The sequence below is a fragment of the Kaistia sp. UC242_56 genome, assembly GCF_044452255.1.
Taxonomy (GTDB): domain Bacteria; phylum Pseudomonadota; class Alphaproteobacteria; order Rhizobiales; family Kaistiaceae; genus Kaistia; species Kaistia defluvii_A.
Genome location: NZ_JBIOAN010000001.1, coordinates 85,129 through 108,426, shown reverse-complemented (window position 1 = coordinate 108,426; position 23,298 = coordinate 85,129). Strand labels below are relative to the sequence as shown.

At 66.1% G+C, this 23,298-nt stretch carries 22 protein-coding genes and 1 tRNA gene; 10 read left to right on the top strand and 13 right to left on the bottom strand.

What is annotated here, in order from left to right:
- The first annotated feature begins 8 nt into the window (after nt 1-8).
- Together ACHMWQ_RS00520 and ACHMWQ_RS00515 are read left to right on the top strand one after the other, a co-directional pair.
- On the top strand, nt 9-716 hold the full coding sequence (locus ACHMWQ_RS00520; protein WP_396305984.1) for an urease accessory protein UreE: 708 nt from the start codon (nt 9-11) through the stop codon (nt 714-716).
- An 87-nt stretch (nt 717-803) separates the two neighbouring features.
- Complete coding sequence (locus ACHMWQ_RS00515; protein WP_354553654.1) at nt 804-1,973, top strand: M20 aminoacylase family protein; 1,170 nt, start codon at nt 804-806, stop codon at nt 1,971-1,973.
- Here ACHMWQ_RS00515 and ACHMWQ_RS00510 read toward each other — a convergent pair.
- A complete protein-coding gene (locus ACHMWQ_RS00510; RefSeq protein WP_396305983.1) occupies nt 1,931-2,950 on the bottom strand; it encodes a TerC family protein in 1,020 nt (339 codons plus the stop codon). The genes ACHMWQ_RS00515 and ACHMWQ_RS00510 overlap by 43 nt on opposite strands.
- A gap of 260 nt (nt 2,951-3,210) precedes the next feature.
- On the opposite strand from ACHMWQ_RS00510, the gene ilvD reads away from it, so the two are divergent.
- A complete protein-coding gene (gene ilvD / locus ACHMWQ_RS00505; RefSeq protein ID WP_396306313.1) occupies nt 3,211-5,067 on the top strand; it encodes a dihydroxy-acid dehydratase in 1,857 nt (618 codons plus the stop codon).
- A 110-nt stretch (nt 5,068-5,177) separates the two neighbouring features.
- Here ilvD and ACHMWQ_RS00500 read toward each other — a convergent pair whose 3' ends face one another.
- Both ACHMWQ_RS00500 and ACHMWQ_RS00495 read right to left on the bottom strand, forming a co-directional pair.
- Nucleotides 5,178-6,680, bottom strand: a complete 1,503-nt coding sequence (locus ACHMWQ_RS00500; RefSeq protein WP_396305982.1) for a M48 family metalloprotease — start codon at nt 6,678-6,680, stop codon at nt 5,178-5,180.
- A gap of 3 nt (nt 6,681-6,683) precedes the next feature.
- Nucleotides 6,684-7,427 (bottom strand): thermonuclease family protein, encoded by a 744-nt coding sequence (locus ACHMWQ_RS00495; RefSeq protein ID WP_396305981.1) that lies wholly within the window; start codon nt 7,425-7,427, stop codon nt 6,684-6,686.
- 419 nt (nt 7,428-7,846) lie between these two features.
- Here ACHMWQ_RS00495 and ACHMWQ_RS00490 point away from each other — a divergent pair.
- Nucleotides 7,847-7,923, top strand: a tRNA-Arg gene (locus ACHMWQ_RS00490).
- Between the two features lie 43 nt (nt 7,924-7,966).
- Here ACHMWQ_RS00490 and greA read toward each other — a convergent pair.
- On the bottom strand, nt 7,967-8,449 hold the full coding sequence (gene greA, locus ACHMWQ_RS00485) for a transcription elongation factor GreA (protein WP_396305980.1): 483 nt from the start codon (nt 8,447-8,449) through the stop codon (nt 7,967-7,969).
- Between the two features lie 197 nt (nt 8,450-8,646).
- Between greA and ACHMWQ_RS00480 the strand changes: the two genes are divergently transcribed.
- Genes ACHMWQ_RS00480 through ACHMWQ_RS00470 form a run of 3 tightly spaced genes read left to right on the top strand, consistent with a single transcriptional unit; the run spans nt 8,647 to nt 10,958 of the window.
- A complete protein-coding gene (locus ACHMWQ_RS00480) occupies nt 8,647-9,150 on the top strand; it encodes a DUF3833 family protein (protein WP_396305979.1) in 504 nt (167 codons plus the stop codon).
- 48 nt (nt 9,151-9,198) lie between these two features.
- Complete coding sequence (locus tag ACHMWQ_RS00475) at nt 9,199-9,597, top strand: hypothetical protein (protein WP_396305978.1); 399 nt, start codon at nt 9,199-9,201, stop codon at nt 9,595-9,597.
- Nucleotides 9,597-10,958 (top strand): MFS transporter, encoded by a 1,362-nt coding sequence (locus ACHMWQ_RS00470; RefSeq protein WP_396305977.1) that lies wholly within the window; start codon nt 9,597-9,599, stop codon nt 10,956-10,958. Before ACHMWQ_RS00475 ends, ACHMWQ_RS00470 begins: the two co-directional genes overlap by 1 nt.
- Here ACHMWQ_RS00470 and ACHMWQ_RS00465 read toward each other — a convergent pair whose 3' ends face one another.
- From ACHMWQ_RS00465 to ACHMWQ_RS00455, 3 genes are read right to left on the bottom strand one after another with little or no spacing between them, the layout of a single operon-like run.
- The gene (locus ACHMWQ_RS00465) at nt 10,959-11,375 is read right to left on the bottom strand and encodes a DUF2177 family protein (RefSeq protein ID WP_396305976.1); all 417 of its coding nucleotides are present in this window, start codon (nt 11,373-11,375) and stop codon (nt 10,959-10,961) included.
- Nucleotides 11,376-11,396: 21 nt separating this feature from the next.
- A complete protein-coding gene (locus ACHMWQ_RS00460; RefSeq protein ID WP_396305975.1) occupies nt 11,397-12,053 on the bottom strand; it encodes a ChrR family anti-sigma-E factor in 657 nt (218 codons plus the stop codon).
- On the bottom strand, nt 12,050-12,628 hold the full coding sequence (locus tag ACHMWQ_RS00455) for a sigma-70 family RNA polymerase sigma factor (RefSeq protein ID WP_266331199.1): 579 nt from the start codon (nt 12,626-12,628) through the stop codon (nt 12,050-12,052). Before ACHMWQ_RS00455 ends, ACHMWQ_RS00460 begins: the two co-directional genes overlap by 4 nt.
- 233 nt (nt 12,629-12,861) lie before the next feature.
- On the opposite strand from ACHMWQ_RS00455, the gene ACHMWQ_RS00450 reads away from it, so the two are divergent.
- The 3 genes from ACHMWQ_RS00450 to ACHMWQ_RS00440 are packed head-to-tail and all read left to right on the top strand — an operon-like array spanning nt 12,862 to nt 16,233.
- Nucleotides 12,862-14,220 carry an NAD(P)/FAD-dependent oxidoreductase gene (locus tag ACHMWQ_RS00450; RefSeq protein WP_396305974.1) on the top strand — a complete coding sequence of 453 codons (1,359 nt, stop codon included), beginning with the start codon at nt 12,862-12,864 and terminating at the stop codon, nt 14,218-14,220.
- Nucleotides 14,217-15,026, top strand: coding sequence for a DUF1365 domain-containing protein (locus tag ACHMWQ_RS00445; RefSeq protein ID WP_396305973.1), 810 nt, complete (start codon nt 14,217-14,219; stop codon nt 15,024-15,026). Before ACHMWQ_RS00450 ends, ACHMWQ_RS00445 begins: the two co-directional genes overlap by 4 nt.
- Nucleotides 15,013-16,233 (top strand): class I SAM-dependent methyltransferase, encoded by a 1,221-nt coding sequence (locus ACHMWQ_RS00440; protein ID WP_396305972.1) that lies wholly within the window; start codon nt 15,013-15,015, stop codon nt 16,231-16,233. Before ACHMWQ_RS00445 ends, ACHMWQ_RS00440 begins: the two co-directional genes overlap by 14 nt.
- Nucleotides 16,234-16,242: 9 nt before the next feature.
- Here ACHMWQ_RS00440 and ACHMWQ_RS00435 read toward each other — a convergent pair whose 3' ends face one another.
- The 6 genes from ACHMWQ_RS00435 to lsrA form a co-directional block, all read right to left on the bottom strand.
- Nucleotides 16,243-17,034 (bottom strand): SDR family NAD(P)-dependent oxidoreductase, encoded by a 792-nt coding sequence (locus ACHMWQ_RS00435; RefSeq protein ID WP_396305971.1) that lies wholly within the window; start codon nt 17,032-17,034, stop codon nt 16,243-16,245.
- 154 nt (nt 17,035-17,188) lie between these two features.
- Entirely contained in the window at nt 17,189-18,436 is a 1,248-nt protein-coding gene (locus ACHMWQ_RS00430) for a class II aldolase/adducin family protein (protein ID WP_396305970.1), read from the bottom strand.
- 73 nt (nt 18,437-18,509) lie between these two features.
- Complete coding sequence (gene lsrB, locus ACHMWQ_RS00425; protein ID WP_396305969.1) at nt 18,510-19,541, bottom strand: autoinducer 2 ABC transporter substrate-binding protein LsrB; 1,032 nt, start codon at nt 19,539-19,541, stop codon at nt 18,510-18,512.
- A 13-nt stretch (nt 19,542-19,554) separates the two neighbouring features.
- Nucleotides 19,555-20,556, bottom strand: coding sequence for an autoinducer 2 import system permease LsrD (locus tag ACHMWQ_RS00420; RefSeq protein WP_396305968.1), 1,002 nt, complete (start codon nt 20,554-20,556; stop codon nt 19,555-19,557).
- Nucleotides 20,553-21,596: an autoinducer 2 ABC transporter permease LsrC gene (locus ACHMWQ_RS00415; protein ID WP_396305967.1), complete on the bottom strand. Its 1,044-nt coding sequence runs from the start codon at nt 21,594-21,596 to the stop codon at nt 20,553-20,555. The genes ACHMWQ_RS00420 and ACHMWQ_RS00415 overlap by 4 nt, the downstream gene beginning before the upstream one ends.
- Nucleotides 21,589-23,085: an autoinducer 2 ABC transporter ATP-binding protein LsrA gene (lsrA, locus tag ACHMWQ_RS00410; RefSeq protein WP_396305966.1), complete on the bottom strand. Its 1,497-nt coding sequence runs from the start codon at nt 23,083-23,085 to the stop codon at nt 21,589-21,591. The genes ACHMWQ_RS00415 and lsrA overlap by 8 nt, the downstream gene beginning before the upstream one ends.
- Nucleotides 23,086-23,298: the final 213 nt, after the last annotated feature.

Sequence of the window (23,298 nt, the reverse complement as noted above, 5' to 3'; positions counted from 1 at the left end):
GGCGCTGCATGATCCGCGCAACCACCATTCTTCCCGCCGGCTCCTGGACTGGGGACGTCGCCGATACTGTGCTGCTCGACTATGAAGCCCGCCGACGAGGGCGCCTGGCCATGTCGGCGAAGGGCGGCGTGTCGTTCCTGCTGGATCTGCCGATGCCGGTCGGGCTGCGCGATGGCGACGCGCTGTTGCTGGAGGATGGCCGCATCATCGCGGTTGAGGCGGCGAGGGAGCCGCTGATCGAGGTCTCGGCCGGCAGCCTGCCGAAACTGGTTCGCATCGCCTGGCATATCGGCAATCGCCAGTTGCCGACGCAGATGATGGGCGACCATCTTCGGATCCGCCCCGATCCGCTCGTTGAGGCCAAACTGACCGAACTCGGCGCGATCCTGCATCGCATCGAGGCGCCGTTCGATCCCGAGAGCGCGCCGCAGGATGACGACAATCCTTGGGCAGGTTTCTGGCAGAGCTTTTCTGGCCAGCCCTTCTCGCCCGGCTTCGAACAGGCCGATGGCCACAGTCACTCCGAGGGGCGTGGATTTTTCCACCGCCATGGGCCGACTTTCGCCGAGGCGCATGGCCATGCCTTCTCGGCCGGCCGATCGCGGCAGTCGCACAGCTGGTCCGAGAGCCATGCGCGCAGTCCCGGCCATCAGCGTCGCGATCCCGGCGAGACGCGCGAACCCGATCCGGACGATCCATCGGCCCGGCACGGCTAAGGCAAGGAAAAGCAAACCGGATCGTGATTTTTTGCTGCGCCGCAGCTAGAGTGGAGCTTCGTGCTGTAAACCCCGCGGAGTTCCGGAATGCCGATCATCAATCGTCTGGCCGAGTATCAGGACGAGGTCGCCGCCTGGCGGCATGATCTGCACCAGCATCCGGAAATCCTCTACGACGTGCATCGCACGGCGGCCAAGGTCGCGGAGCGGCTGCAGGAATTCGGCGTCGACGAAGTGGTGACGGGCCTTGGCCGCACCGGCGTGGTCGGCGTCATCCGCGGCAAGCGCGGCGCCGGCGGCCGGACCGTGGCGCTGCGCGCCGACATGGACGCGCTGCCTCTGACCGAGATCACGGGCAAGCCCTATGCCTCGACGATCCCCGGCAAGATGCATGCCTGCGGTCATGACGGCCATACGGCCATGCTGCTGGGCGCGGCCAAGTATTTGGCCGAGACGCGCAATTTTGACGGCACCGCCGTGGTCGTGTTCCAGCCTGCCGAAGAGGGTGGCGCCGGTGGCAAGGCGATGGTCGAGGACGGGCTGATGGAGCGGTTCGGCATCGACGAGATCTATGGCATGCACAACATGCCCGGGCTCGACATCGGCAAGTTCGCGATCCGGCCCGGCCCGATCATGGCGGCGACCGACGAGTTCAATTTCACCATTGCCGGCCGGGGTGCCCATGCGGCCAAGCCGCATCTGAGCCTGGATCCGATCGTCATTGGCTCGCATCTCGTGCAGGCCATGCAGACCATCGTGTCGCGCTCGGTCGATCCGCTCGACTCCGTGGTCGTCTCGGTGACCAAGTTCCACGCCGGCGAAGCGCACAACATCATCCCGCAGACCGCCTTTCTGGGCGGCACCGTGCGCACGCTGACGCCGGAGATGCGCGATCTCGCCGAGAAGCGGATCCGCGAGATCGCCGCCGGCATCGGCGCCACCTATGGCGCCCGGATCGAGGTCGACTACGACCGGAATTATCCCGTGACTGTGAACCACGTCGCCAACACCATTTTTGCCGGGGACGTGGCTTCGGAGATCGTCGGCGGCGACCGCGTCGATCGCGAGGTCGCGCCGATGATGGGCGGCGAGGACTTCTCCTACATGCTGGAGAAGCGCCCCGGCGCCTTCATCTTCATCGGCAATGGCGACACGGCCGGGCTGCACAACCCGGCCTATGATTTCAACGACGAGGCCCTGCCGATCGGCGCATCCTACTGGGTGCGCTTGATCGAGACGTCGCTCTCTCCGGCCTGAGCGATCGGCTCCACGTCGTTGCGCGTCTTCCACAGCGAGAGGATGACGCCGGCGGCGAGGATGCCGATGGTCGAGCCCAGCGACACGAAGGTGTTCACCGGGCCGATCAGGTGCGTCCAGAAGATCTTGCCGCCGACCAGCACCAGCACCAGAGCCAGCGCGTATTTCAGGTAGTGGAAGCGGTGCACCATGGCGGCCAGCGCGAAATAGAGAGCGCGCAGGCCGAGAATGGCGAAGATGTTCGAGGTGTAGACGATGTAGGGGTCGGTCGTGATCGCGAAGACGGCGGGCACGCTGTCGACCGCGAACACGATGTCGGCGATCTCGATCGAAACCAGCGCCAGGAACAGCGGCGTCGCCACCAGATGCGCCTTGCCGCCGGCCTGCTGGACGCGGGTGAAGAAGCGGTGGCCATCCAGATTGGGCGAGACGGGAATCATCCGCCGCACCAGCTTGAGGATCCGGCTCTTCTCCAGGTCCATCGGCTCGTCGCCGGCAAACAGCATCTTGATGCCGGTGATGATCAGGAAGGCGCCGAAGATGTACAGGATCCAGCCGAAGGACGAGATCAGCGCCGCGCCGAGGCCGATCATGATGGCACGCAGCACCAGCACGCCGAGAATGCCCCAGAACAGCACGCGGTGCTGGTAGGCACGCGGGATCGCGAAGGCGCCGAAGATCAATGAGATGACGAAGATGTTGTCGAGGGCGAGGCTCTTCTCGACGACGAAGCCGGTCAGGTAGAGCATGCCGGCATCCGCGCCGAGATCGTACCAGACCCAGGCGCCGAACAGCAGGGCGACGCCGATGTAGAAGCTGGAGAGCAGAAGGCTGCGGCGGATGCCGATCTCGTGGTCACCACGATTGAGCACGCCGAGGTCAAGGACCAGCAGCAAAACGACGATGCCGGCAAACAGCAACCAGACGGCAGCCGGCTGGCCGAAAAATTCGGCCCCGAAGAACGAAACAATATCCATGGATCACGAGCACAGGTCGCCGGGCCAAACTATTTAAGGGTCCGACATCACGGTGGGCGACGCACCGCCAGAGGGGCCCGGACCCCGCTCGTTTGCAGGAGATGGCACTCTGCCCATGCCCGCGCAAGGTCCGAAACGCGAAATTTTCTCGACATCCCGGTTGCTTTGGTGCAACCAAAACCCCTTACCACTTCCCCCGGAACGCTCCGCTCGATCGCCGGTGCCCTATATGGGGGAAAACGATGCAGATCGAGGTCAACATGCCCGCCTATCGTTCCCGTACTACCACCCACGGCCGCAACATGGCCGGCGCGCGCGGCCTTTGGCGCGCCACCGGCATGAAGGACGGTGATTTCGGCAAGCCGATCATCGCGGTGGTAAACTCGTTCACGCAGTTCGTCCCCGGCCATGTCCACCTGAAGGATCTGGGCCAACTGGTGGCGCGCGAGATCGAGAAGGCCGGCGGCGTCGCCAAGGAGTTCAACACGATCGCCGTCGATGACGGCATCGCGATGGGCCATGACGGCATGCTCTACTCGCTGCCTTCGCGCGAAATCATCGCCGACTCGGTCGAGTACATGGTCAACGGCCACTGCGCCGATGCCATGGTCTGCATCTCGAACTGCGACAAGATCACCCCGGGCATGCTGATGGCGTCGCTGCGCCTCAACATCCCGACGATCTTCGTGTCCGGTGGCCCGATGGAAGCCGGCAAGGTCGTGCTGTCCGATGGCAAGATGCATGCGCTCGACCTCGTCGACGCCATGGTCGCCGCCGCTGACGAGTCGATGTCCGATGCCGACGTCAAGCTGATCGAGCAGAATGCCTGCCCGACCTGCGGCTCCTGCTCCGGCATGTTCACCGCCAATTCGATGAACTGCCTGACCGAGGCGCTCGGCCTGTCTCTGCCGGGCAACGGCTCCACGCTGGCAACCCACGCCGACCGCAAGCGCCTGTTCGTCGAAGCCGGCCACCAGATCGTCGACATCACCCGCCGCTATTACGAGCAGGACGACGAGAGCGTGCTGCCGCGCAACGTCGCCTCCTTCGGCGCCTTCGAAAACGCCATGACGCTCGATATCGCCATGGGCGGCTCGACCAATACCGTGCTGCACATCCTGGCGGCGGCGCATGAGGGCGAGATCGACTTCGACCTCGACGACATCGACCGCCTGTCCCGTCATGTCCCGGTGCTCTGCAAGGTCGCCCCGGCCAAGCAGGACGTGCATATGGAAGACGTCCACCGCGCCGGCGGCATCATGGCGATCCTGGGCGAGCTGGCGCGCGGCGATCTGCTCAACCTTGACCTGCCGACCGTGCACTCCTCGACGCTCGCCGAGGCGATCGCCCGCTGGGACATCCGCCAGACCAACAGCGAGAGCGTTCGCGAATTCTATCGAGCGGCTCCCGGCGGCGTTCCGACCCAGGTGGCCTTCAGCCAGAACCAGCGCTGGAGCGAGCTCGATCTCGACCGAGAGAAGGGCGCGATCCGCGACGTCCCGCATGCCTTCTCGAAGGATGGCGGCCTCGCGGTCCTGAAGGGCAACATCGCGCTCAACGGCTCGGTGGTGAAGACCGCCGGCGTCGACGAGTCGATCCTCAAGTTCACCGGCCCGGCCGTGATCTTCGAAAGCCAGGACGACGCCGTGCTCGGCATCCTGAACAAGAAGGTCAAGGAAGGCGACGTCGTCATCATCCGCTACGAGGGACCGCGCGGCGGCCCCGGTATGCAGGAAATGCTCTATCCGACCAGCTATCTGAAGTCGCGCGGCCTGGGCAAGGCCTGCGCGCTGGTCACGGATGGCCGCTTCTCCGGTGGCACCTCGGGTCTCTCCATCGGCCATGTGGCGCCGGAAGCCGCGGCCGGCGGCGCCATCGGCTTGGTCGAGGAAGGCGATACGATCGAGATCGATATCCCGAACCGCATCCTGCGCATCAAGATCTCCGACGAGGAGCTTGCCGCCCGCCGTGCTGCCATGGACGCGCGCGGACGAGATGGCTGGAAGCCGGTCAAGCCGCGCAAGCGCAATGTGACGACGGCGCTCAAGGCCTATGCCGCGATGGCGACCAGCGCCGACAAGGGCGCGGTCCGCGACGTCAGCCGCTTCGACGTCTGACCGGCCGATCGGCTGAAACGCAAAAGGGCGCCTTCGGGCGCCCTTTTTTGTTGTCTGGCTGTTCGGTAGAACGGCGGCGCCAGGATGGCTCCGGTGCCGCCGCCTGGCGCTCAATCGCCGATGATCTTGACCTTGTCGCCGGCGGGCGGCAGCGTATTGCCCTTGATGTCGTTCAGCACGCGGAAGAGGTCTCCCGGCCGGTCGACGCCGTTCATGCGCCGCGCGAGGCTGTCCACCGTATCGCCCGACTTCACCGTCACCAGTTGCACCCGCAGAGGCTTGAGCGCGGCGGCTTCCTGCGGCGACAGCTTGCGGAAGCTCTGCACCGTTTCGTTCGTCGATTGCTCGAGGCCCGGCGTGTCGGTCTCGTTGGCGAAGATGAAGCGATAGGTCGCGCTGGGCCCGACGCGGATCACGGCGATGCGGAACACCCAGCCCTTGGCTTCGGCGCGCGCCGAGGCGGCCTCCAGCCCGTTGACCGAGAAGCTCTTGATCGAGTTGCGGTCCAGCCCGTTGACCCAGCCCGACGCGATATAATCGGCCAGCGCGGTGCCGACCGGCAGGTTGGCGCCGTCGAAGCGAAGGGCCGTGCCATCCGGCGCCGTCGCCAGCACCGCATCCGTCGTGTTGTCGAGGATGAAGCCGCTCGGCACCGTGAAGGCCACGCCGAGCGTCGGATGGTAGAAATTCTTGCCGCGCACGAAGCCCTGCGAGCGGTCGTCGCCGAACAGCATGCCGTCAATGCCCTGCAGATAGCGCTCGCGGTCGACCTCGCCGATGCCCGGCGCGCCGAACTGACGCGCGGCGCGCACCGCGAAATCCACGCGCTGCGGCGTCGCCGGATGCGAGGCGAGGAAATCGGGCCGCTTGTCCTGCACGCTGCCGGCCGACTTGTAGGCGGCGAACCGGCCCATCAGGTCGAGGAACCGGGCGGCGGCGAAGGGGTCGTAGCCCGCCTTGCCGATGGTGCGCACGCCGATCGCGTCGGCCTCCAGCTCCTGCTGCTGCGAGAAGGCGGCGAGCGTGCGCTGGCTCGAGGCGAGCGCCAGCTGTCCGGCGTCGCCGTCCTGCAGCACGTCGGTGACGACCCGGCTGACGATCATCGCCGCGCGCGCCTTGTTCTGGCGCTGCATGGCGTGGTTGGCGGTGACGTGGCCCATCTCGTGCGCGATCACCGCCGCGACCTCGGAGGAATCATTCGCCAGCGCCAGCAGGCCGCGCGTCACGTAGAGATAGCCACCCGGCAGCGCGAAGGCGTTGACCGAAGGCGTGTTGAGGATCGTGATCCGGTAGGATTGCGACGGATCGTCCGAGGCGGCGACGATGCGGCCGACGATCCGCGCCACGGTCTTCTCGAGCTTGTCGTCGTGATAGACGCCGCCGAAGCTCGCGACGATGCGCGGGTGCTCCTGCGCGCCGATGCGCGCCTGCTCGGGATCGACAGGGGGAGGGATGGCGGCGCCGGCCGTTGTCTGCGGCGGGCCGTAGGTCTGTTCAAGCACGGTTGTGCAGCCGGCGAGCAGCAGGCTCGCCGTGATGATGGCCGCCTTCCAGAGAAGCGCGCCGCGGGAGCGCGACCGCTCCCTATCCCGTGTGGCACCGAATGCCGTCATTCTTCACCATTGGTCCAACAGTTCGAGCTGCTCGGGATGCGTGATCCGCAAGCTCGGCCCGTCGTGACTCTCGATCCAGCCCCTCAGTCTTACCCGTTTCCCCCTCAACGCCTTCACGTCGATGCCGTCTTCCGCCAAAGCCGCGAGGGCTTCGGCCGTCAGCACCGCCGTGAAATCCGTCGACCAGTCGCGCCCGAAATCCAGATAGGCGATCGGACCGCGCTCCCCGACGGAAACGACTCTTCCCTCAACCAGATCATATACATCGTGTCGGGTTGCAAGTGCGGGATCGGTCGCAGGGCGGATGGCGTAGTATGGATCGGGCCAGAGGCCAAGCCCTGATTTGCGCGCCTGCCGTTCAACATTCATCAAAGCGTCGACACACTGGCGGTTGTCGGCAAAGGAATAGACGCGGGCCAGGCCGCCGGCGACCATCGCCTGCTGCAGCCAGAGCGGTTCTCCGCCTTCCGGAAGGATCTCGACATGGGCGAGCGCGCGGCCGTAGCGGTCGCGCCGGGCGCCGCCATAGCGCAGCTGCGCCGCCTGGCCGAGCGCCAAGCGCTCCAGCGCCGTCTTCGCTTCCTCCGCCAGCGGCCATGCCGTGAAATCCGGCCGTCCGAGCGGCAGTTTCGGCGCCTGCATGCCGACCAGCCGCACTTCCAAGCCGGAATCGAGCACCAGCGTGTCGCCGTCGACGACGCTGGCAACCAGGCCGGTCTCGCCCTCGACGAGACGGCATTCGTGCAAGCCCGCCGTCCTTTCGGACCGTTCGGCCCCCGTCGCTTCCGCCATCATCGCTCCCAACATGGCCATGACAAGCCCGAGCCCGCTCGCCGCTAGCGCCCATCCGCGCCTGCCGGCGCCCCCTGGAGGAGCTGGCGCCCATAAGCTGCGGCGCTTCGTGCCCATCCGCGTCCTGATTCCCCCGCCCTTGTGTCAGCGTCATGGCGACGCGACGACATCGTCTCATGCAGGCTCCCGCTGCGCATCCGGAAATCCGCAAGGCGGGCGTGTGGCTCGTCGAAGTACCGACTGCGACCCAGGCGAGCGGATTGCCTCCCAGATTTCTGCGGCGCGCTCTTGAAAACAGGGCCGCAATCGGACCATAAGCATTTCGCCCGTCCGGCAACCCCGGTCAGGCCCGCGCCGCCCCTTCGGCGGCCGATGTCCCGGTAGCTCAGCAGGATAGAGCAACGGTTTCCTAAACCGTAGGTCAGGGGTTCGAATCCCTTCCGGGACACCAATTTTCCTGACTGACAGAAGCGCTTGGCCAGGTTGGCTCGCCGCTACACTATCGCCAGTATCTCCAGTTCGCTCGGGCCGAGGCGGACGACGTCGCCGACGGCCTTGCCCATCAGGGCGAGCGCGACCGGGGAGCCGTGCGAGAGGGTGGCTCGCGACGGGTCGGCCTCGTCCTCGCCCACGATGCGGAAGGTCTGCGTGCGGCCGTCGTCGCGCTCGAACGTGATGGTGTGGCCGAAGGCGACGACGTCGCTCGATGACGGCTGTGGCATCAGCCGGGCCGTGCGGACTCGTTCGGCAAAATAGCGGATGTCCCGGAGCGGAACCGCCGATTGCCGCCGCCTCTCGTTCACGTCCTCCAAGAGGTTGGCGGCGTCGAGCGCCTGCCGGGCGAGGGCCAGCTCTTCCTGCAGCCTGGCGAGGCCGGCTTCGGTAACCAGGTTGATGCGATCGGAGATGGGGCGAGCCGGCAGGATCGTTTCCGACGCCGTCTCGGCACTTTCCTCCTTGGTGAATGCAACGCTCAACGGACGGAATCTCCCTGTCGAAAGCCGGACAGTCGGATAACCCACAGCGATCGACAAAGCTGCAATAAATCGAAAGGCCCGTCCCAGCCGCCGCGGCGGACCTTCGCTGACGCTCCGAAAGGTCAGCTCGCCAGGCGCTGATCCAGCTGTCGCTCCGCCCCGTATAAGCAGCACGGACGGCATCGGAGGAGGGTGGAATGAACAGCAGAACGGCAGGCCTGGCGGCCATGGCACTTGTGACGCTCCTGGGCATCCTGCCCGCGGCGGCCCGCGATCTTTCCCTGGAGCGCTATTTCGCCGGCAAGACTTCGGCGGTCGGCAGCTTCAAGGCGATCAACGGCGTGAAGCGCGACTTCACCGTCGACCTCCGGGGTAAGTGGAATGGTCAGACCCTGACGCTGGTCGAAGACTTCGTTTATTCCGATGGCGAACGCGACCGCAAGACCTGGCGCTTCCGCAAGATCGCGCCGAACCAATATCGCGGCACCCGCGAGGACGTCGTCGGCGACACGCTGGTGACCGTCACCGGCAATACGGCGCGCTTCACCTATCTGGTCGATCTCGACGCGGCGCGGAAGCGCAATCGCGTCCGCTTCCACGACACGATGGTGCTGCAGGACGATGGCCGGCTGATCAACAACGCCACGATCACCAAGTTCGGCCTGCCCGTCGCCAAGACGCGCGTCGAATTCAGCCGCTGACGCGTCGCCGCGCGACGCTCACCAACGCATAGGGGAGACGATCTCATCATGCCCGTTCCCTCCACCCGAAAGCTCTCGCTTGCCATCGTTCTTGCCGGATGCGCGGCGGCCATGCCGGCCAAGGCGGCCGAACTCAGCGGTCCGGAAATCCGGCAACTGATCGGCGGCGAGAAGGTTCGCCTCAGCACGCCGTTCGGCATCGCCCTGCCGCTTCACTATCGCGAGAATGGCATCGTTGTCGGCGATGTCTCGGGGATATCGGCGGCCCGGATGCTGGCGCCGCGCGAGGAAGGGCGCTGGTGGATCGCCGGCAATTCGCTCTGCCAGAAATGGCCGAGCTGGTATGACGGCCGGCAGTTCTGCTTCAAGATCAATTCGCTCGGCGGCGGCAAGATCACCTGGCTGCGCGACGATGGCGCGTCGGGAACCGCGCGGATCGGACCCTAGTGGCGCCGGCTCCGGAAGCGCAGGACAAAACCCCCGGACGCGCGACGCTTCTCGCCTATGCCTTGCCGGCCGTGCCGCTCGCGGCGATCGCGCTGCCGCTCTATGTCATCGTGCCGACCTTCTATGCGGACCATCTCGGCCTGTCGCTGGCGGCGATCGGCACGGTGCTCCTCCTGATCCGCCTGTTCGACGCTGCGAGCGATCCGGTGATCGGCTGGCTGTCGGACAGGCTGTCGCCGACCTTCGGGCGCCGGCGCACGGTGTTCGTCCTTTCGCTGCCCCTGACCGCGCTCTCGGCCTTCATGGTGTTCTGGCCGCCCAGCACGGCCGGAACCGGATACCTCGCCTTCTGGGGCATCCTGCTTTCGATCGGCTATACCGCGACGCTGCTGCCCTATACCGCCTGGGGCGCGGAGCTCTCGACCGATTATCGCGGCCGTTCCGTCGTCTCGGCGTTTCGCGAAGGCGCGACGCTGCTTGGCACGCTGGTGGCCATCGTGCTGCCCTTCGCCGTTGGCATGGAGGCGATTGACGGGTTCCACGGCATGGCCGCCGTCGCGGTGCTGACGCTCCTTGCGCTGCCGGCCTTCGGGTTTCTCGCGGTGGGCGTGGTTCCCGAGCCAGCCAACCGATCGCGATCGCGGCTTTCACTGCTCGACAGCCTGCGCTATCTCGGCCGCAACCGGCCCTTCCTTCGGCTGGTCGCCGCCTTCCTGCTCAACGGCTTCGCCAATGCGATTCCCGCGACGCTGTTCCTCTATTTCGTGTCCGAGCGTCTCGGCGCCGAGGCGCTGCGCGGCCCCTTGCTGTTCGGCTATTTTCTCTGCGGCATCCTCGGCGTGCCGATCGCCGTCTGGGTGGCGGCGCGGTTCGGCAAGCACCGCAGCTGGTGTGGCGCCATGCTGCTTGCCTGCGTGGTATTCTTCTTTTCGGGATTTCTGGGGACCGGCGACATCGCCGCCTTCGCCGTGATCTGTGCGCTGACCGGCGTGCTGCTCGGCTTTGATCTGGCCCTGCCGCCGGCGATCCAGGCCGATGTCATCGATTGCGATACGGCGCTTTCGGGCGAGCAGCGAACCGGTGTCTATTTCGCCGCCTGGGGGCTGGCGACCAAGCTGTCGCTGGCGCTGGGCGTCGGTCTCGTCTTTCCGATCCTCGCCTGGTCGGGCTTCGTACCGGGAAGTGACGCCGTGGTGCCCGCCTTCGCGCTCGACACTCTGACGATGCTCTATGCGTGGCTGCCGATCCTGCCGAAGCTGGCGGCGATCGCCATCATGTGGAACTTTCCGCTCGGCGAGACGGCGCAGTCAGAGTTGCGCGCCCGCATCGAGGCGAGCGCGCCGGTGGGGCCGCTCGTCTGATCAGCCGCCGCTGCGTGTCGCCATCCAGGTGGTGACCATATAGCCACATGTGGCGGCGACGGCGCTCAGCGTCACGCCCCAGGCCATGTCGACGATGCTGACCGAGACCGACCAGTTCTTTAGCGTCGAGAGATTGGTCATGTCGTAGGTGCCATAGGCGACCAGACCGAGCAGCGCGCCGTTCAGCAGAGCCGTGACCCAGCTTCCCGTCTGGACCGCGGGCATGACCGCGAAATGCACGAGGCCGGCGACATAGACGAGATAGAACAATCCGGCGACGCCGAGATTGGGCTGCGCCAGCAGAAGCTCGCCGATCCGGCTCTTGTAGAAGCTCGAGGCTACGCTGGAGAGCCAGACGAAATCCAGCCCGAAGAACACCAGCGCGGTGCCGGCATAGGCAATGGCGAAGTTTAGCATGGGGGATGCTCTCAGGTTGGATCAGATGCCCAGGATGGGCTGGATGGCGCGGACGATCCAGCTGCGGAAGCGCAGCGGCGCGTCGGTAACGGCAAGGCAGATGCAGTCCTGGCCGGGTGTCGCGATCGGCTGGTGCGTCAGGCTGGCATCCGCATCCTCGATGTCACCCCGCGCGAAAAGGTCGTCGCCATCGGCGAAGCTACCCGTCAGCACGAGGGTCAATTCGCGGCCGCCATGGCCATGTTCCGGCACCGGCTTGCCGGCCGGGATCCGCAACAGGCGGACCTGGGTCTCGCTGTCGGCGGTCGGGATGCGGATCTGGTAGGCGCCGCGCCCGAGCGAGCGCCAGCGCAGCGTGTCGATATCGCCGCCGAGATAGGAGCGCAGCGGCTCCGGCAATCCGCCTTCGCGCCGTCCGCCGGGCGTGGGGCGCGGGGCTTCGATCACCACCGGCTCGGCCAGGCGACGGCGGACCGCTTCCCAGGACGACGTGACGTCCTCAGACGTTTCCGTCGCATCCAGCAATTCGCCGCCTATGTCCTCGGCCAGGGTCAGGCGTTTCCGGCATTGGGGGCAGAGCGCCAGATGGGTCGCGACGGCCAGGCTCCAGCCTTCGGCGAGGCTGCCGGCGGCGTAGCTGACGAGGAGGTCGTCGCTTAGATGATGGCGGATGGTCACGACGCGTCTCCATTGCGATCGAGCGCGGCGCGCAGCTTGGCAAAGGCAAGGCGCAGTCGCGATTTGACCGTGCCGAGCGGCATGTTGAGGCTGGTCGCGATGGCGCTGTGCGAGCGGTCCTCGAAGAAAGCGAGCTTGAGCAGTGCCACCTGCTCCTCCGGCAGCGAGGCCATCGCCAGGTGCAACTGGGCCGAGACTTCCTGCGACTCGAACATCTCGTCGGCGGGCGCGACATCGTCCTGCACGAAGGCCGGGTCGTTCGGGTCGAAATCCGGGCGATTGTCGCGCCGGAACGCGTCGATGCGCAGATTGCGCGCGATGGTGAAGATCCAGGTCGAGGCGGCGCCCTTGGCCGGATCGAAACGATCCGCCTTGTTCCAGACCGCGACCATGGTTTCCTGCATCAGTTCCTCGGCCAGGTGACTGTCGCCGGCCAGGCGCGCCATATAGGCCTTCACGCGCGGCGCGAAATGCCGGAACAGCGCCTCGAACGCCTCGACATCACGGCGCGCGCCGACCGCGACCAGCAGAGCCGCCATGCTCGGCGTCGCGTCGCTTTCCGTCGGACGGCGCATTTCAACCATTCCCAACCTGCGATCTAGCGATCCGACGCGGTGCCGGGGCACCACCGTCCTGGATCGTTTCTGCCATGGCGAAGCGGCAATGGAAATGAGCGCGTTCATGCAGCTTCTACGCGCGGCTCCGGCGAGCGGATCACCCGCCGGCGATTTTTTGCCGCCGATGGATCCAGAACGTCTTTCGGCCCGTATCAGCAAGCAGGAACCAGATCGGCGCGGGAAGGTAGAACGTGCATATTGAAGCCAAGGGCCACCAGCCGGATGCCGCGCGCCACGTCGCCGTGGTCGGTTCGGGAATTTCCGGCCTGTCCGCCGCCTGGCTGCTCAGCCGGACCATGCGCGTCACGCTTTACGAAAGCGACGCCAGGCTCGGCGGCCATTCCAACACGGTGGTGGTCCCCACCGCGAATGGTCCGATCCCCGTCGATACCGGCTTCATCGTCTATAATGAGCGCAACTATCCGAACCTCGTCGCCCTGTTTCAGGAGATCGGCGTCGAGACGGCAGCGTCGGAAATGTCGTTCGCGGCGTCGCTCGATGGCGGCCGGCTCGAATATTCGGGCTCGGGCCTCAACGGGCTGATCGGCCAGCGCGGCAATGTCGTGCGGCCGCGCTTCTGGCGGATGATGCGCGACATCCTGCGCTTCTACCGCGAGGCGCCGCTCATGTTGCCGCGCACTGACCTCGACGGGCTGACGCTTGGCGACTATCTCGACGACCACCATTATTCGCCGGCTTTCATCGAAGATCACCTGCTGCCGATGGGGGCCGCGATCTGGTCGATGACGGCGCGCGAGATGCGCGATTATCCGCTGCTGGCCTTCGTCCGCTTCTTCGCCAGCCATGGTCTGCTGAACCTCGTCGACCGCCCGCTCTGGCGCACCGTTCAGGGTGGCAGCCGTGCCTATGTCGAGCGGCTGAGCGCGGCGTTCGCCGATGGAATCCGCCTGAATACCCCGGTCAGCCGGATCATGCGCGAGAACGACCGCGTCCTCATCACCAATGCCTCGGGCTATACCGAGAGCTTCAGCGACGTCGTGGTCGCGACCCACGCCGATCAGGCCTTGAGCCTGCTGGGCGATGCCGACGCGCAGGAACGCTCCGTACTCGGCGCCTTCCGCTACACCGACAATCTGGCCGTGCTGCATTCGGACGAAACGCTGATGCCGAAGCGCCGGCGCGTCTGGTCGAGCTGGAACTATATCGGCGAGCGACAGCAGGAGGGCGCGCAGCCGCTCTGCGTCACCTACTGGATGAACCGCCTGCAAAATCTCGATAGCCGGCATCCCCTGTTCGTGACGCTCAACCCGACACGCGCGATCGATCCGGCAAAGGTCATCCAGAGCTTCCAATATACCCACCCGCTGTTCGACCAGCCGGCGCTCGACGCGCAGCAGCAGCTTTGGCGGCTGCAAGGGCAGCGCAACACCTGGTTCTGCGGCGCCTATTTTGGTTACGGCTTCCACGAGGATGGCCTGCAGGCGGGTCTCGCCGCGGCCGAGGATCTCTCGGGCTTTCGCCGGCCCTGGACGGTCGGAGACGAATCCGGACGGATCGTGCTGGCGCCGCAACGCGAGGCGGCCGAATGAGCGGCCATTCCGCCCTCTATCTCGGCGACGTGATGCATGCCCGCTTCCGACCGCGCCGGCACAAGCTGCACTACCGCGTCTTTTCGCTGCTGCTCGATCTAGATGAACTGCCGACGTTCACCGCGACGTCGCGGCTGTTTGGCTATAACCGTCGCGCCGTGCTCAGCTTCTGGGACAAGGACCATGGCGATGGCGAGACCGGGGGGCTGCGCGCCTGGGTCGAGGCGCGGCTGGTCGAAGCCGGATGCTTCGAGGCGGGCATGAGCCTTCGGGTGCTCTGCTATCCGCGCATCCTCGGCTACGTGTTCAATCCGCTGACCGTCTATTTCTGCTATGCGCCCGACGGCGCCTTGCGCGCCATTCTCTACGAGGTCTGCAACACCTTCGGCGAGCGCCATACCTATGTCATCGCCGTCACGGGGGACGAGTTCGGTCCGATCCGGCATGGTTGCCCGAAGGAGCTCTACGTCTCGCCCTTCCTGCCGATGGCCTGCTTCTATCGCTTCCACATCGAGCCACCGGGCGACGCCATCCTGGTGCGGATCGACGAGTCGGATGCCGATGGCCCCTTGCTCGTCGCCTCCTTTGCCGGAAAGCGCCAGCCTATGACCGACCGGTCGCTGCTCGGCGCGCTGCTGCGCTACCCGCTGATGACCCTCAAGGTAACGGCCGGGATCCATTGGGAGGCGCTGCGCCTCTGGTGGAAGGGCGTTCCCATTCACCGTCACCAGGCCGCCGACCGGCCCGTTGCCAGCACCATCGTTACGACCCGCTTCGAGGATGCGACAGCCCATGAGCCACGTTGAAGACAAGGCATTCCCGGCCGGGGGCTTCCTCACGCCGCTCTGGTCGCGCGTCCTTCGGGGCTGGGCCGACCGGATCGTCGCGGGCGAATTGACCATCCGCTTTCCCGACGGCGCCAGCCATACGGTCCGGGGCGTTCTGCCCGGGCCCTCCGCCAACCTCCATGTTCGCCGGGGCCGGCTGTTGTGGCGGATCGCCAGCGGCGGCGATCTGGGGCTCGCGCGCGGTTATATCGACGGCGATTGGGACACGGCGGATCTCGGCGCTCTGCTGGAGCTTGGCCTCGTCAACGAGCAGGCGCTGCAATCGGTGCTGCATGCGCCGGGGCTTGGCCGGATCCTCGCCTATCTCCGTCACCGGCTTCGCGCCAATACCCGCGCCGGCAGCCGGCGCAACATCGCCTTCCACTACGACCTCGGCAATGATTTCTATCGCCAGTGGCTCGACGAGACGATGACCTATTCCTCGGCAATCTTCACCAGCCCCGAGCAATCGCTGGCGGATGCCCAGCGCGCAAAATATGCCCGCGTCGTTCGCGAACTCGCTCTTGGCGAAAGCGACCATGTGCTGGAAATCGGCTGCGGCTGGGGCGGCTTCGCCGAGTTCGCGGCGCGCGAAGCCGGATGCCGCATCACCTGCCTGACGCTGTCGCAGGAGCAGGCGAAATTTGCCCGCGAACGAATTGTGTCGGCGGGGCTTGCCGATCGGGTCGAGATCCGGCTCGAGGACTATCGCGATTGCGCCGGCCAGTTCGACAAGATCGTCTCGATCGAGATGTTCGAGGCGGTGGGCGAGGAAAACTGGCCCACCTATTTCGACGCGGTGCGGACGCTGCTCAAGCCCGGCGGCCGTGCGATGCTGCAGGTCATCACCATCGCCGAGGCCAGCTTCGACGATTACCGGCGCAACGCCGACTTCATCCAGACCTACATCTTTCCCGGCGGCATGTTGCCGTCGCGGACCGCTTTCGCGGCCGGCGTCTCCGCCGCGAAGCTCGACCTCGTGGACTCGGAATTCTTCGGCCGCGACTATGAGAAAACGCTGCTGATCTGGGACCAGGCCTTTTCGGCGGCCTGGCACCGCATCGAGTCCCAAGGCTTCGACGCGCCATTCAAGCGGATGTGGCGCTATTATCTGCAGTACTGCGCCGTCGGCTTCCGCTGCGGCAAGATCGATGTCGGCCAGTTCCTGCTGCAGCGCCCGCAATAGCAGGGCGCTTCAGCGGACCATCTTGCGCGTGATGGCGAAGAATAGCCGCGACGGCAGCAGGGCGAGCAGTTTTAGCGACAGCACCATCTTCCACGGGAAGGCGATCTCGAAGCGCCGGGACTTCAGCCCGGCCATGATGTGATCGACTGCCGCGTCGACGGAGATCAGGAACGGCATGGGAAAGTCGTTCTGCTGCGTGAGTGGGGTGTCGACAAAGCCCGGATTGATGACGCTGAGGCGGACCTGGCGGCCGGCCAATTGCGGATAGAGCGCTTCGCACATGTTGATGAGAGCCGCCTTGGTGGCGCCATAGGCCATCGCGCCTGGTAGGCCGACATAGCCGACAACAGAGGACACGACGGCGATGTGCCCCGCCTGCCGTGCCACCATTCCCCGCATCAGCGGCGCCAGGCAATGCACGGTGCCCATCAGGTTGACGTCGACAGTCCGGCGAAATGCCGCGACATCGAAGGAGTCGACGGCGTCCCGGCGATAGGTGCCGGCATTGAGCACGGCGAGATCGATCGGACCCAGGCGATCCTCGATCCGGGCCACCGTATCGTCGCTGGCCGCCGCGTCGGTGACGTCGAGCGGAAAGGGGTGCAGCCGGTCCGGCATTTCGTCAGCCAGCGTCTCCAGGTCCTGAACGGTCCGGGCGCTGATGGCGACGTTCCAGCCTTCCTGCGCGAGGCGAAGCGCCAGAGCCCGGCCGATGCCGGAGCCGGCGCCGGTGACCCAGGCGACGCGGCCAGATGGGGCCCGAGTCGCGCTCGGGTGGTCAGGCGTCGTCGTGATCGGCATGGTCGTTTCCTCGCGAGGTCAGCTTCAGCCCCCTTCGCTTCTTACGGACCAAGTCGATAACTGGTTTTCGGATCGACAAGAATTGCCACTCTTGCGCGCCTTCCGAGCGAACTCGCCTTGGTGAGCCGGGCGGGGCGGACCCCGCCCGCGCCGGTCAGGCCGACTTCAGCTTCGCCTGTTCCAGCGACCAGTATTCCATGTCGAACAAGTCAGGCTCGGAGATCGGCGTGAAGCGGCCATAGGCCTCGGCGGCGTTCATGACGCGCGTCGACTGCTCGATCAGGTCGCCGGCGATCTTCGCCGACTTGGCATTGTTGCCGAGACCGAACATGCCTTCGCCCCGGACCAGCACGACGCGCGGATAGGCGTCGAGCATCGTCTTCGGTTCCGACGCCTTGGCGGCGTTGCGCTCGAAATAGGCGGTGTAGCGCTCGATATAGCCGGCCAACGCCTGGTCGATCTCGGCCTCCGAGGCGCCGGCATCGAGGATCAGCGGGAACGGCTTGATGCGGATGACGTGGTCGGGCGTGACCGTGCCGCGCAGGGCGATGTCCTCGACCTCCGGCTTGGAGACGTGACGGCGGATCGCCGGCGTCGAACGGTAGTCGAGAGAAAGCCCCTTGGCGAAGGGCGAGCCGGGACGGGTGAGGGCGGCCTGCAGCCGCTCGACCAGCGCCGGGTCGGCGTCGCGGTCGCTCTGCTGCGGGCCTTCCAGCGTGACGCCGGCACGGGCCAGTTCTTGCTCGGCCATCGTCGCGAACTCGATCATCAGCTCATAGGAGGCTTCGGCCGTGTCGGCGAAGCTGAACAGGCCGTGGTTCTCGAGCCAGAGGCCCTCGCAGCCCGGGTGGTCGCGATAGACCTTGTCGCCCTCGATCGAGAGGTCGAAGCCGGGCATGACATAGGGGACCCAGGCGAGCCGGTCGCCATAGACGCGCTGCACGGTCTCGCGCATGTCGGGCTGGTTGGCCAAAGCGAGCGCCGCGGTCGCGTGCGTATGGTCAACGAAGCGGAAGGGCAGAAAGGCGTGCAGCAGCGCTTCCACCGAGGGGTTGGGCGAGGCCGGGTCGAGCAAAGCGGAGCGCAGCAGCGCGACCATTTCGGGGTCGGAGAGCTTGCCGCCATCGCGCGCCGCGATCAGCGGCTCCATCCGAACCGCCGGCAGACCCGGTGCTTCGATCGTGTCGAGATCCCAGCCGCTGCCCTTGATGTGCATGATCTCGTTGCCGTCGGCGTCGGTTACTTTGGCCGAGGTGTTGCCGCCGCCATGCAGGACGAGATCGGGATCCTGGCCGATGATGCGCGAGGTGTAGATGCGAAGGCCGAGGGCCTGGCTCTGGCCGGCGTCAAGCGCTGCCTGGATGAAACGATTGGCCTCGTCGCCGTTCCAGCGGCTTTGCATGGGTCTGGATCCGTTGTTCTGGAGAAATGGAGCGGGCGGCCCCGGATGGAGCCGCCCGCAGGGGTGTCGTGAATTAGAAGTCGAACTTGCCGATGTTTTCCTTGGTGAACACGGTCCGCTCCGGCAGCAGGATGATGCCATTGCCTTCGGCTTCGTAGTCATAGCCCTGGACGCTGTTCGGCGAGACTTCGATGGTGCCGACGCCCGGGATTTCGAGCTTGTCGCCGACCTTCATCTTGCCGTTCTTCAGCACGTGCTCGGCGACATGGACCGAGATCTTGCCCTGCTGGGTGACGTCCCAGAGGCCGAAGCGCTTGATCGTGCCGCGCTCGACATAGGGGCGCATGACGTTGGGCGTCGAGAAGCCGACGATGTTGACGCCATCGGCGCGCTTCAGGTTTTCGGCGGCCTGGGCGGCAGCCGGCAGGGCGTTGGCGTCCGGCGCGATGATGATGTCGAGGTCGGGATAGGTCTGCAGGATGCTCTCGGCGGTCTGCAGCGACTTCTGCGCATCATTGTAGCCGTACTGGGTGGTGACGATCTCCCAGCCCGGATGTTCCTTGGCGATCTTGGCCTTGGCAGCTTCCGCCCAGGCGTTCTGGTCGGTCACGGTCGGGCTCGAATAGAAGAACGCGACCTTGGCCTTCTCCTTGGTCACGCCTTCCGCCGCCATGTCGACCAGCAGGCCGCCGAGCTGATCCGGGGTACCCTGGTTGATGTAGTAGCTGCGGCAATCCGGATTGACGTCGCTGTCCCATGTCATGACCAGCACGTCGCGCTCCATGGCGCGCTTCAGGGCCGGGCAGAGACCATCCGGCGAGACCGACGACACGATGATCGCGTTGTAGCCCTGGTTGACGTAGTTGTTGATGAACTGCACCTGCGCCGAGACGCTGGGCTCGGTCGGGCCGTCATAGGTGACCTTGGCGCCGACTTCCTCGCCGGCCTTCACCGCACCGGCGCCGCCGCTGGTGAAGAAGCCGACGCCGACCAGCTTCGGAATGAAGGCGATCTGGGATTCGGCCTGCGCCGCGCCCGAGGCGAGCAGGGTGCCTGCGAGCAGCGTTGCCGCCATCAGTCCGGACTTCAGGAATTTCATCGTCATTTTCGTTTCCTCCTCAAAAGGCCGTCGCCCGATCGCTTCGTTTCTGTCGGGCGACAGCGATAAAATCGGCCAGCAGCGCGCTTCCGTGGCGCAATGCGACCGCTGCAACCAGCAAACCTCCCGAAAGCGCGCTGGATATCTGGCTTGGGACACCGCTCGCCTGCAGACCCTGCTGCAGGTAGCCGATGACGAATGTCGCGAGCAGCGTGCCGAGGATCGAGCCCTGGCCGCCATAGATCGAGGCGCCGCCGAGCACCGCCGCGGTGACGGCCGGCAGCAGCGTCGCAGCGCCGAGATCGACGCGCGCCGAGCCGAAATAGGCCGACATGACGAGGCCCGCGATCGCCGCGCAGACGCCGGTGATGACGTAGGTGATGGTCTGGGTCGTCCCGACCGACAGGCCGGAATAGCGCGCGGCCTCTGCCGACTGGCCGATCAGGAACACGGCGCGGCCGAAGCGGGTGAAATGCAGCAGCACGATCAGCATCGCGGCGAGCGCAAGGAAGACCGCGAGCGGCGCCGGCAGGCCCAGGATCTCGGCATAGCCGAAGGAGGTGAAGCTGGCCGGGAAGTTGCCGATGCCCTCATAGCCGCCGGCGCCGACGACGCCCGACAGCACCGTGGCGGCGCCCTGGAACAGATAGAGGCTGCCCAGCGTGACGACGAGCGGCTGGATCTTCGACAGATGGATGACGGTGGCGTTGAGAAGCCCGGCCAGCGCGCCGGCGACCAGCGCCAGCCCGATCGCCAGCGGCAGCGGCACGCCGAAGAAGTTCGAGACGCCGAAGACGATGGCGCAGAGGCCGATGGTCGAGGCGAACGAGACGTCGATGCCGCCGGCGATGATGACGAGGGTCAGCGGCAGCGCGACGATGCCGATCTGGACGAAATCCGACGTGCCGTAGATCAGGTTGCCGACATTGAGGAAGCGCGGATTGACGAAGCCGAAAATGGCGAGCTCGACGACGAGCATCAGGAAGAGCGCCGCTTCCCAGCGGAAGAGTACGTTTTTCATCGGCTTGCCTCCGCCAGCAGGGTCTTGTCGGCATGGGTGCCGGGCGCCTCGCCGATTGGCGGCGTGCGGTCATGCACGGCGTAGCGTCGGGCGCGGATACGCCGGTCGATCAGCAGGCGGATGCGCCCGTCGAGCAGCAGCACGGTCAGAAGGATTGCGCCGGCGATGAAGTCGTTCCAGAAAGCCGGGATCTTCAGGAATACCAGCGCGCTGTCGATCGAGGTCAGGAAGATCGCGGCGGTGAAGACGCCGGCGACCGAGCCGCTGCCGCCGAGCAGGCTGACGCCGCCCAGCACGTTGACGGCGATCGCCTTCAGTTCGACGCCATTGCCGGCCTGATTGGGGATGAAGCCGATCTGCGCCGCGAAGATCAGCCCGGCGATGGCCGCGCAGCCGCCCGAGGCAACGAAGGCGGTGAACTGCACGCGCCGGACCGGCACACCCAGATGGTGGGCGGCGTCGCGGTTGTCGCCGACCGCATAGAAATAGCGGCCAAAGCGGGTGCGGCGGAGGAAAATCCAGGCGAGCGCGAAGAGGGCGAGCACGGTGACGGTCAGGATCGAGACGCCGAAGCCGATGCCGCCCGCCAGCGCCTTCAGCCCCTGCGGCAGGTCCTCGATCCAGCGGCCGCCGGTCTGGATCAGCATAATGCCGCGATAGAGGCCGAGCGTGCCGAGCGTTGCGACGATCGAGGGGATGCGGAGATAGGCGACGAGCAGGCCGTTGACGGCGCCCGCGACGACGCCGGTCAGGATGCAGAGCGCGATCGCCAGCGGCAGGCTGGCGCCGGCATTGAGCGACAGGCCGAGCGTCGCGGCGCTGAGGCCGAGGATCGAGCCGCTGGAAACGTCGATGTTGCGGGTCAGGATCACCAGCATGGTGCCGAGCGAGATCAGCAGCAGCACGAGACTGTTCGACAGGATCACCGAGGCGGTGGCGGCCGAGAGATAGCCGGGCGCGGCGAAGCCGAGGGCGAGGCAAGCCGTCGCCATGACCGCCAGCAGCATGAGGACGCGGTTGCGGGCGACGAGATTAAGCATGGGCCTGTTCCCCCGCGCCGAATGCCAGGCGGGCAATCGCGTCGACGCTGATGTTTTCGGTCAATTCGCCGCCGAGCTGGCCGAAGGCCATGACGACCACCCGATCGGCCAAGAGTTCGATCTCGTCAAAATCGGACGAGATCAGGATGACGGCGACGCCCTCAGCCGCGAGCTTGCGGATCAGGGCGTAGATGTCGTTGCGCGCCGCCACGTCGACGCCGCGGGTGGGCTCGTCCAGGACGAGCACCTTCGGCTTGGCCGACAGGCACTTTGCCATCAGCACCTTTTGCTGGTTGCCGCCCGAGAGCGCCTTGGCCGATTGGCCGGGCCCGGTGCACTTGATGCCCATGCTCTGGCGAAAACCATTGAAGAGGCTGCGCTCACGGCCGGGCTGAAGCAGGAAGGGCAGGCGGTGGATCAGATAGGACGAGGCGTTCCAGTAGAGCGGCGCCTCCAGGAACAGGCCGTTCTGCTGCCGGTCTTCCGGCAGATAGACCAGCCCGGCATCGATACAACGACGCGGCGAGCGGCGGACGAGCTCGGCGCCGTCCAGCGTGACGGAGCCAGCGCTCTGGCGGCGGAGGCCAAACAGCGTCTCGGAAAATTCCGTGCGGCCGGCGCCGACCACGCCGGCAAGGCCCAGCACTTCGCCGGCGCGGACCTCGAGGCTGATGTCGCGAAACCCTTCGCCGCTCAGCTTGCGCACCGCGAGGCGAACCGGGCCGCGATCGCTGCTGGATCGGGTGGCCGCGAGAGGGGCGGCGCCAGTGGCAACCCGGCTCATCGCATCGATGATCTCGGCGTCGCTATAGCCGTCGAGCGGCCCGCTGAGCACGACCGCGCCGTCGCGCAGCACGCTGATCGTGCCGCAGATCTCGCGGATCTCGCGCAGCTTGTGCGAGATGAAGAAGATGCCGACGCCCTGGGCCTGAAGCTTGCGGACGCGCTGGAAAAGGGCGTGCACCTCGAACGGCGTCAGCGCGGAGGTCGGCTCGTCGAGGATCAGCACGCGGGCATCGCGGATCAGGCCGCGCAGGATCTCGACGATCTGCCGCTCGGCGATCTCCAGCGTCGCTGCCTGCGCGTCGAGGTCGAGCGTGACGGAAAGCTCGGAGATCAGCTGCTCGACCCGCTTGCGAAGGGCGCGCGGCGAGGGACGCAAGCCCAGGCAGATGTTCTCGAGCACGGACTGGTTGCCGAGGATATGCGCTTCCTGCGGCACCAGATACAGGCCGAGCTGCTGGGCGAGGGCGGGGGACGCATGCGTCAGCGTCTCGCCGTTGATCTCGATCGAACCGGCATTGGCCGGGACCAGGCCGGACATGATCTTCATCAGCGTGGACTTGCCGGCGCCGTTGCCGCCCAGCAGCGCGTGCACCTCGCCCTTTTGCAAGGCGAGCGAAGCCCCCTTCAGGACCGGAACGGGACCGTAGGATTTCCATATGCCGGTGAGCTGTGCAGCCCTCCCGGCCGCTATGTCCGCAGTCATTCCGCACCTGTTCAGATGTCTCTTGTGTCTCGCAAGTGATCACAAGATTCAAAGGGCGTCAATATGGTCAGATTGGAGTGGCGGGAAAGCAGCAGGCGATATTGCGCCGCAATATAGCGATTTCGGTGGAGTTCTCACGGTTGCACTCGATCCTCGGGACAAGCGGAGCCTGTCCTGTTGACGGATCAAATGTTTTTACGATATCGATATGAT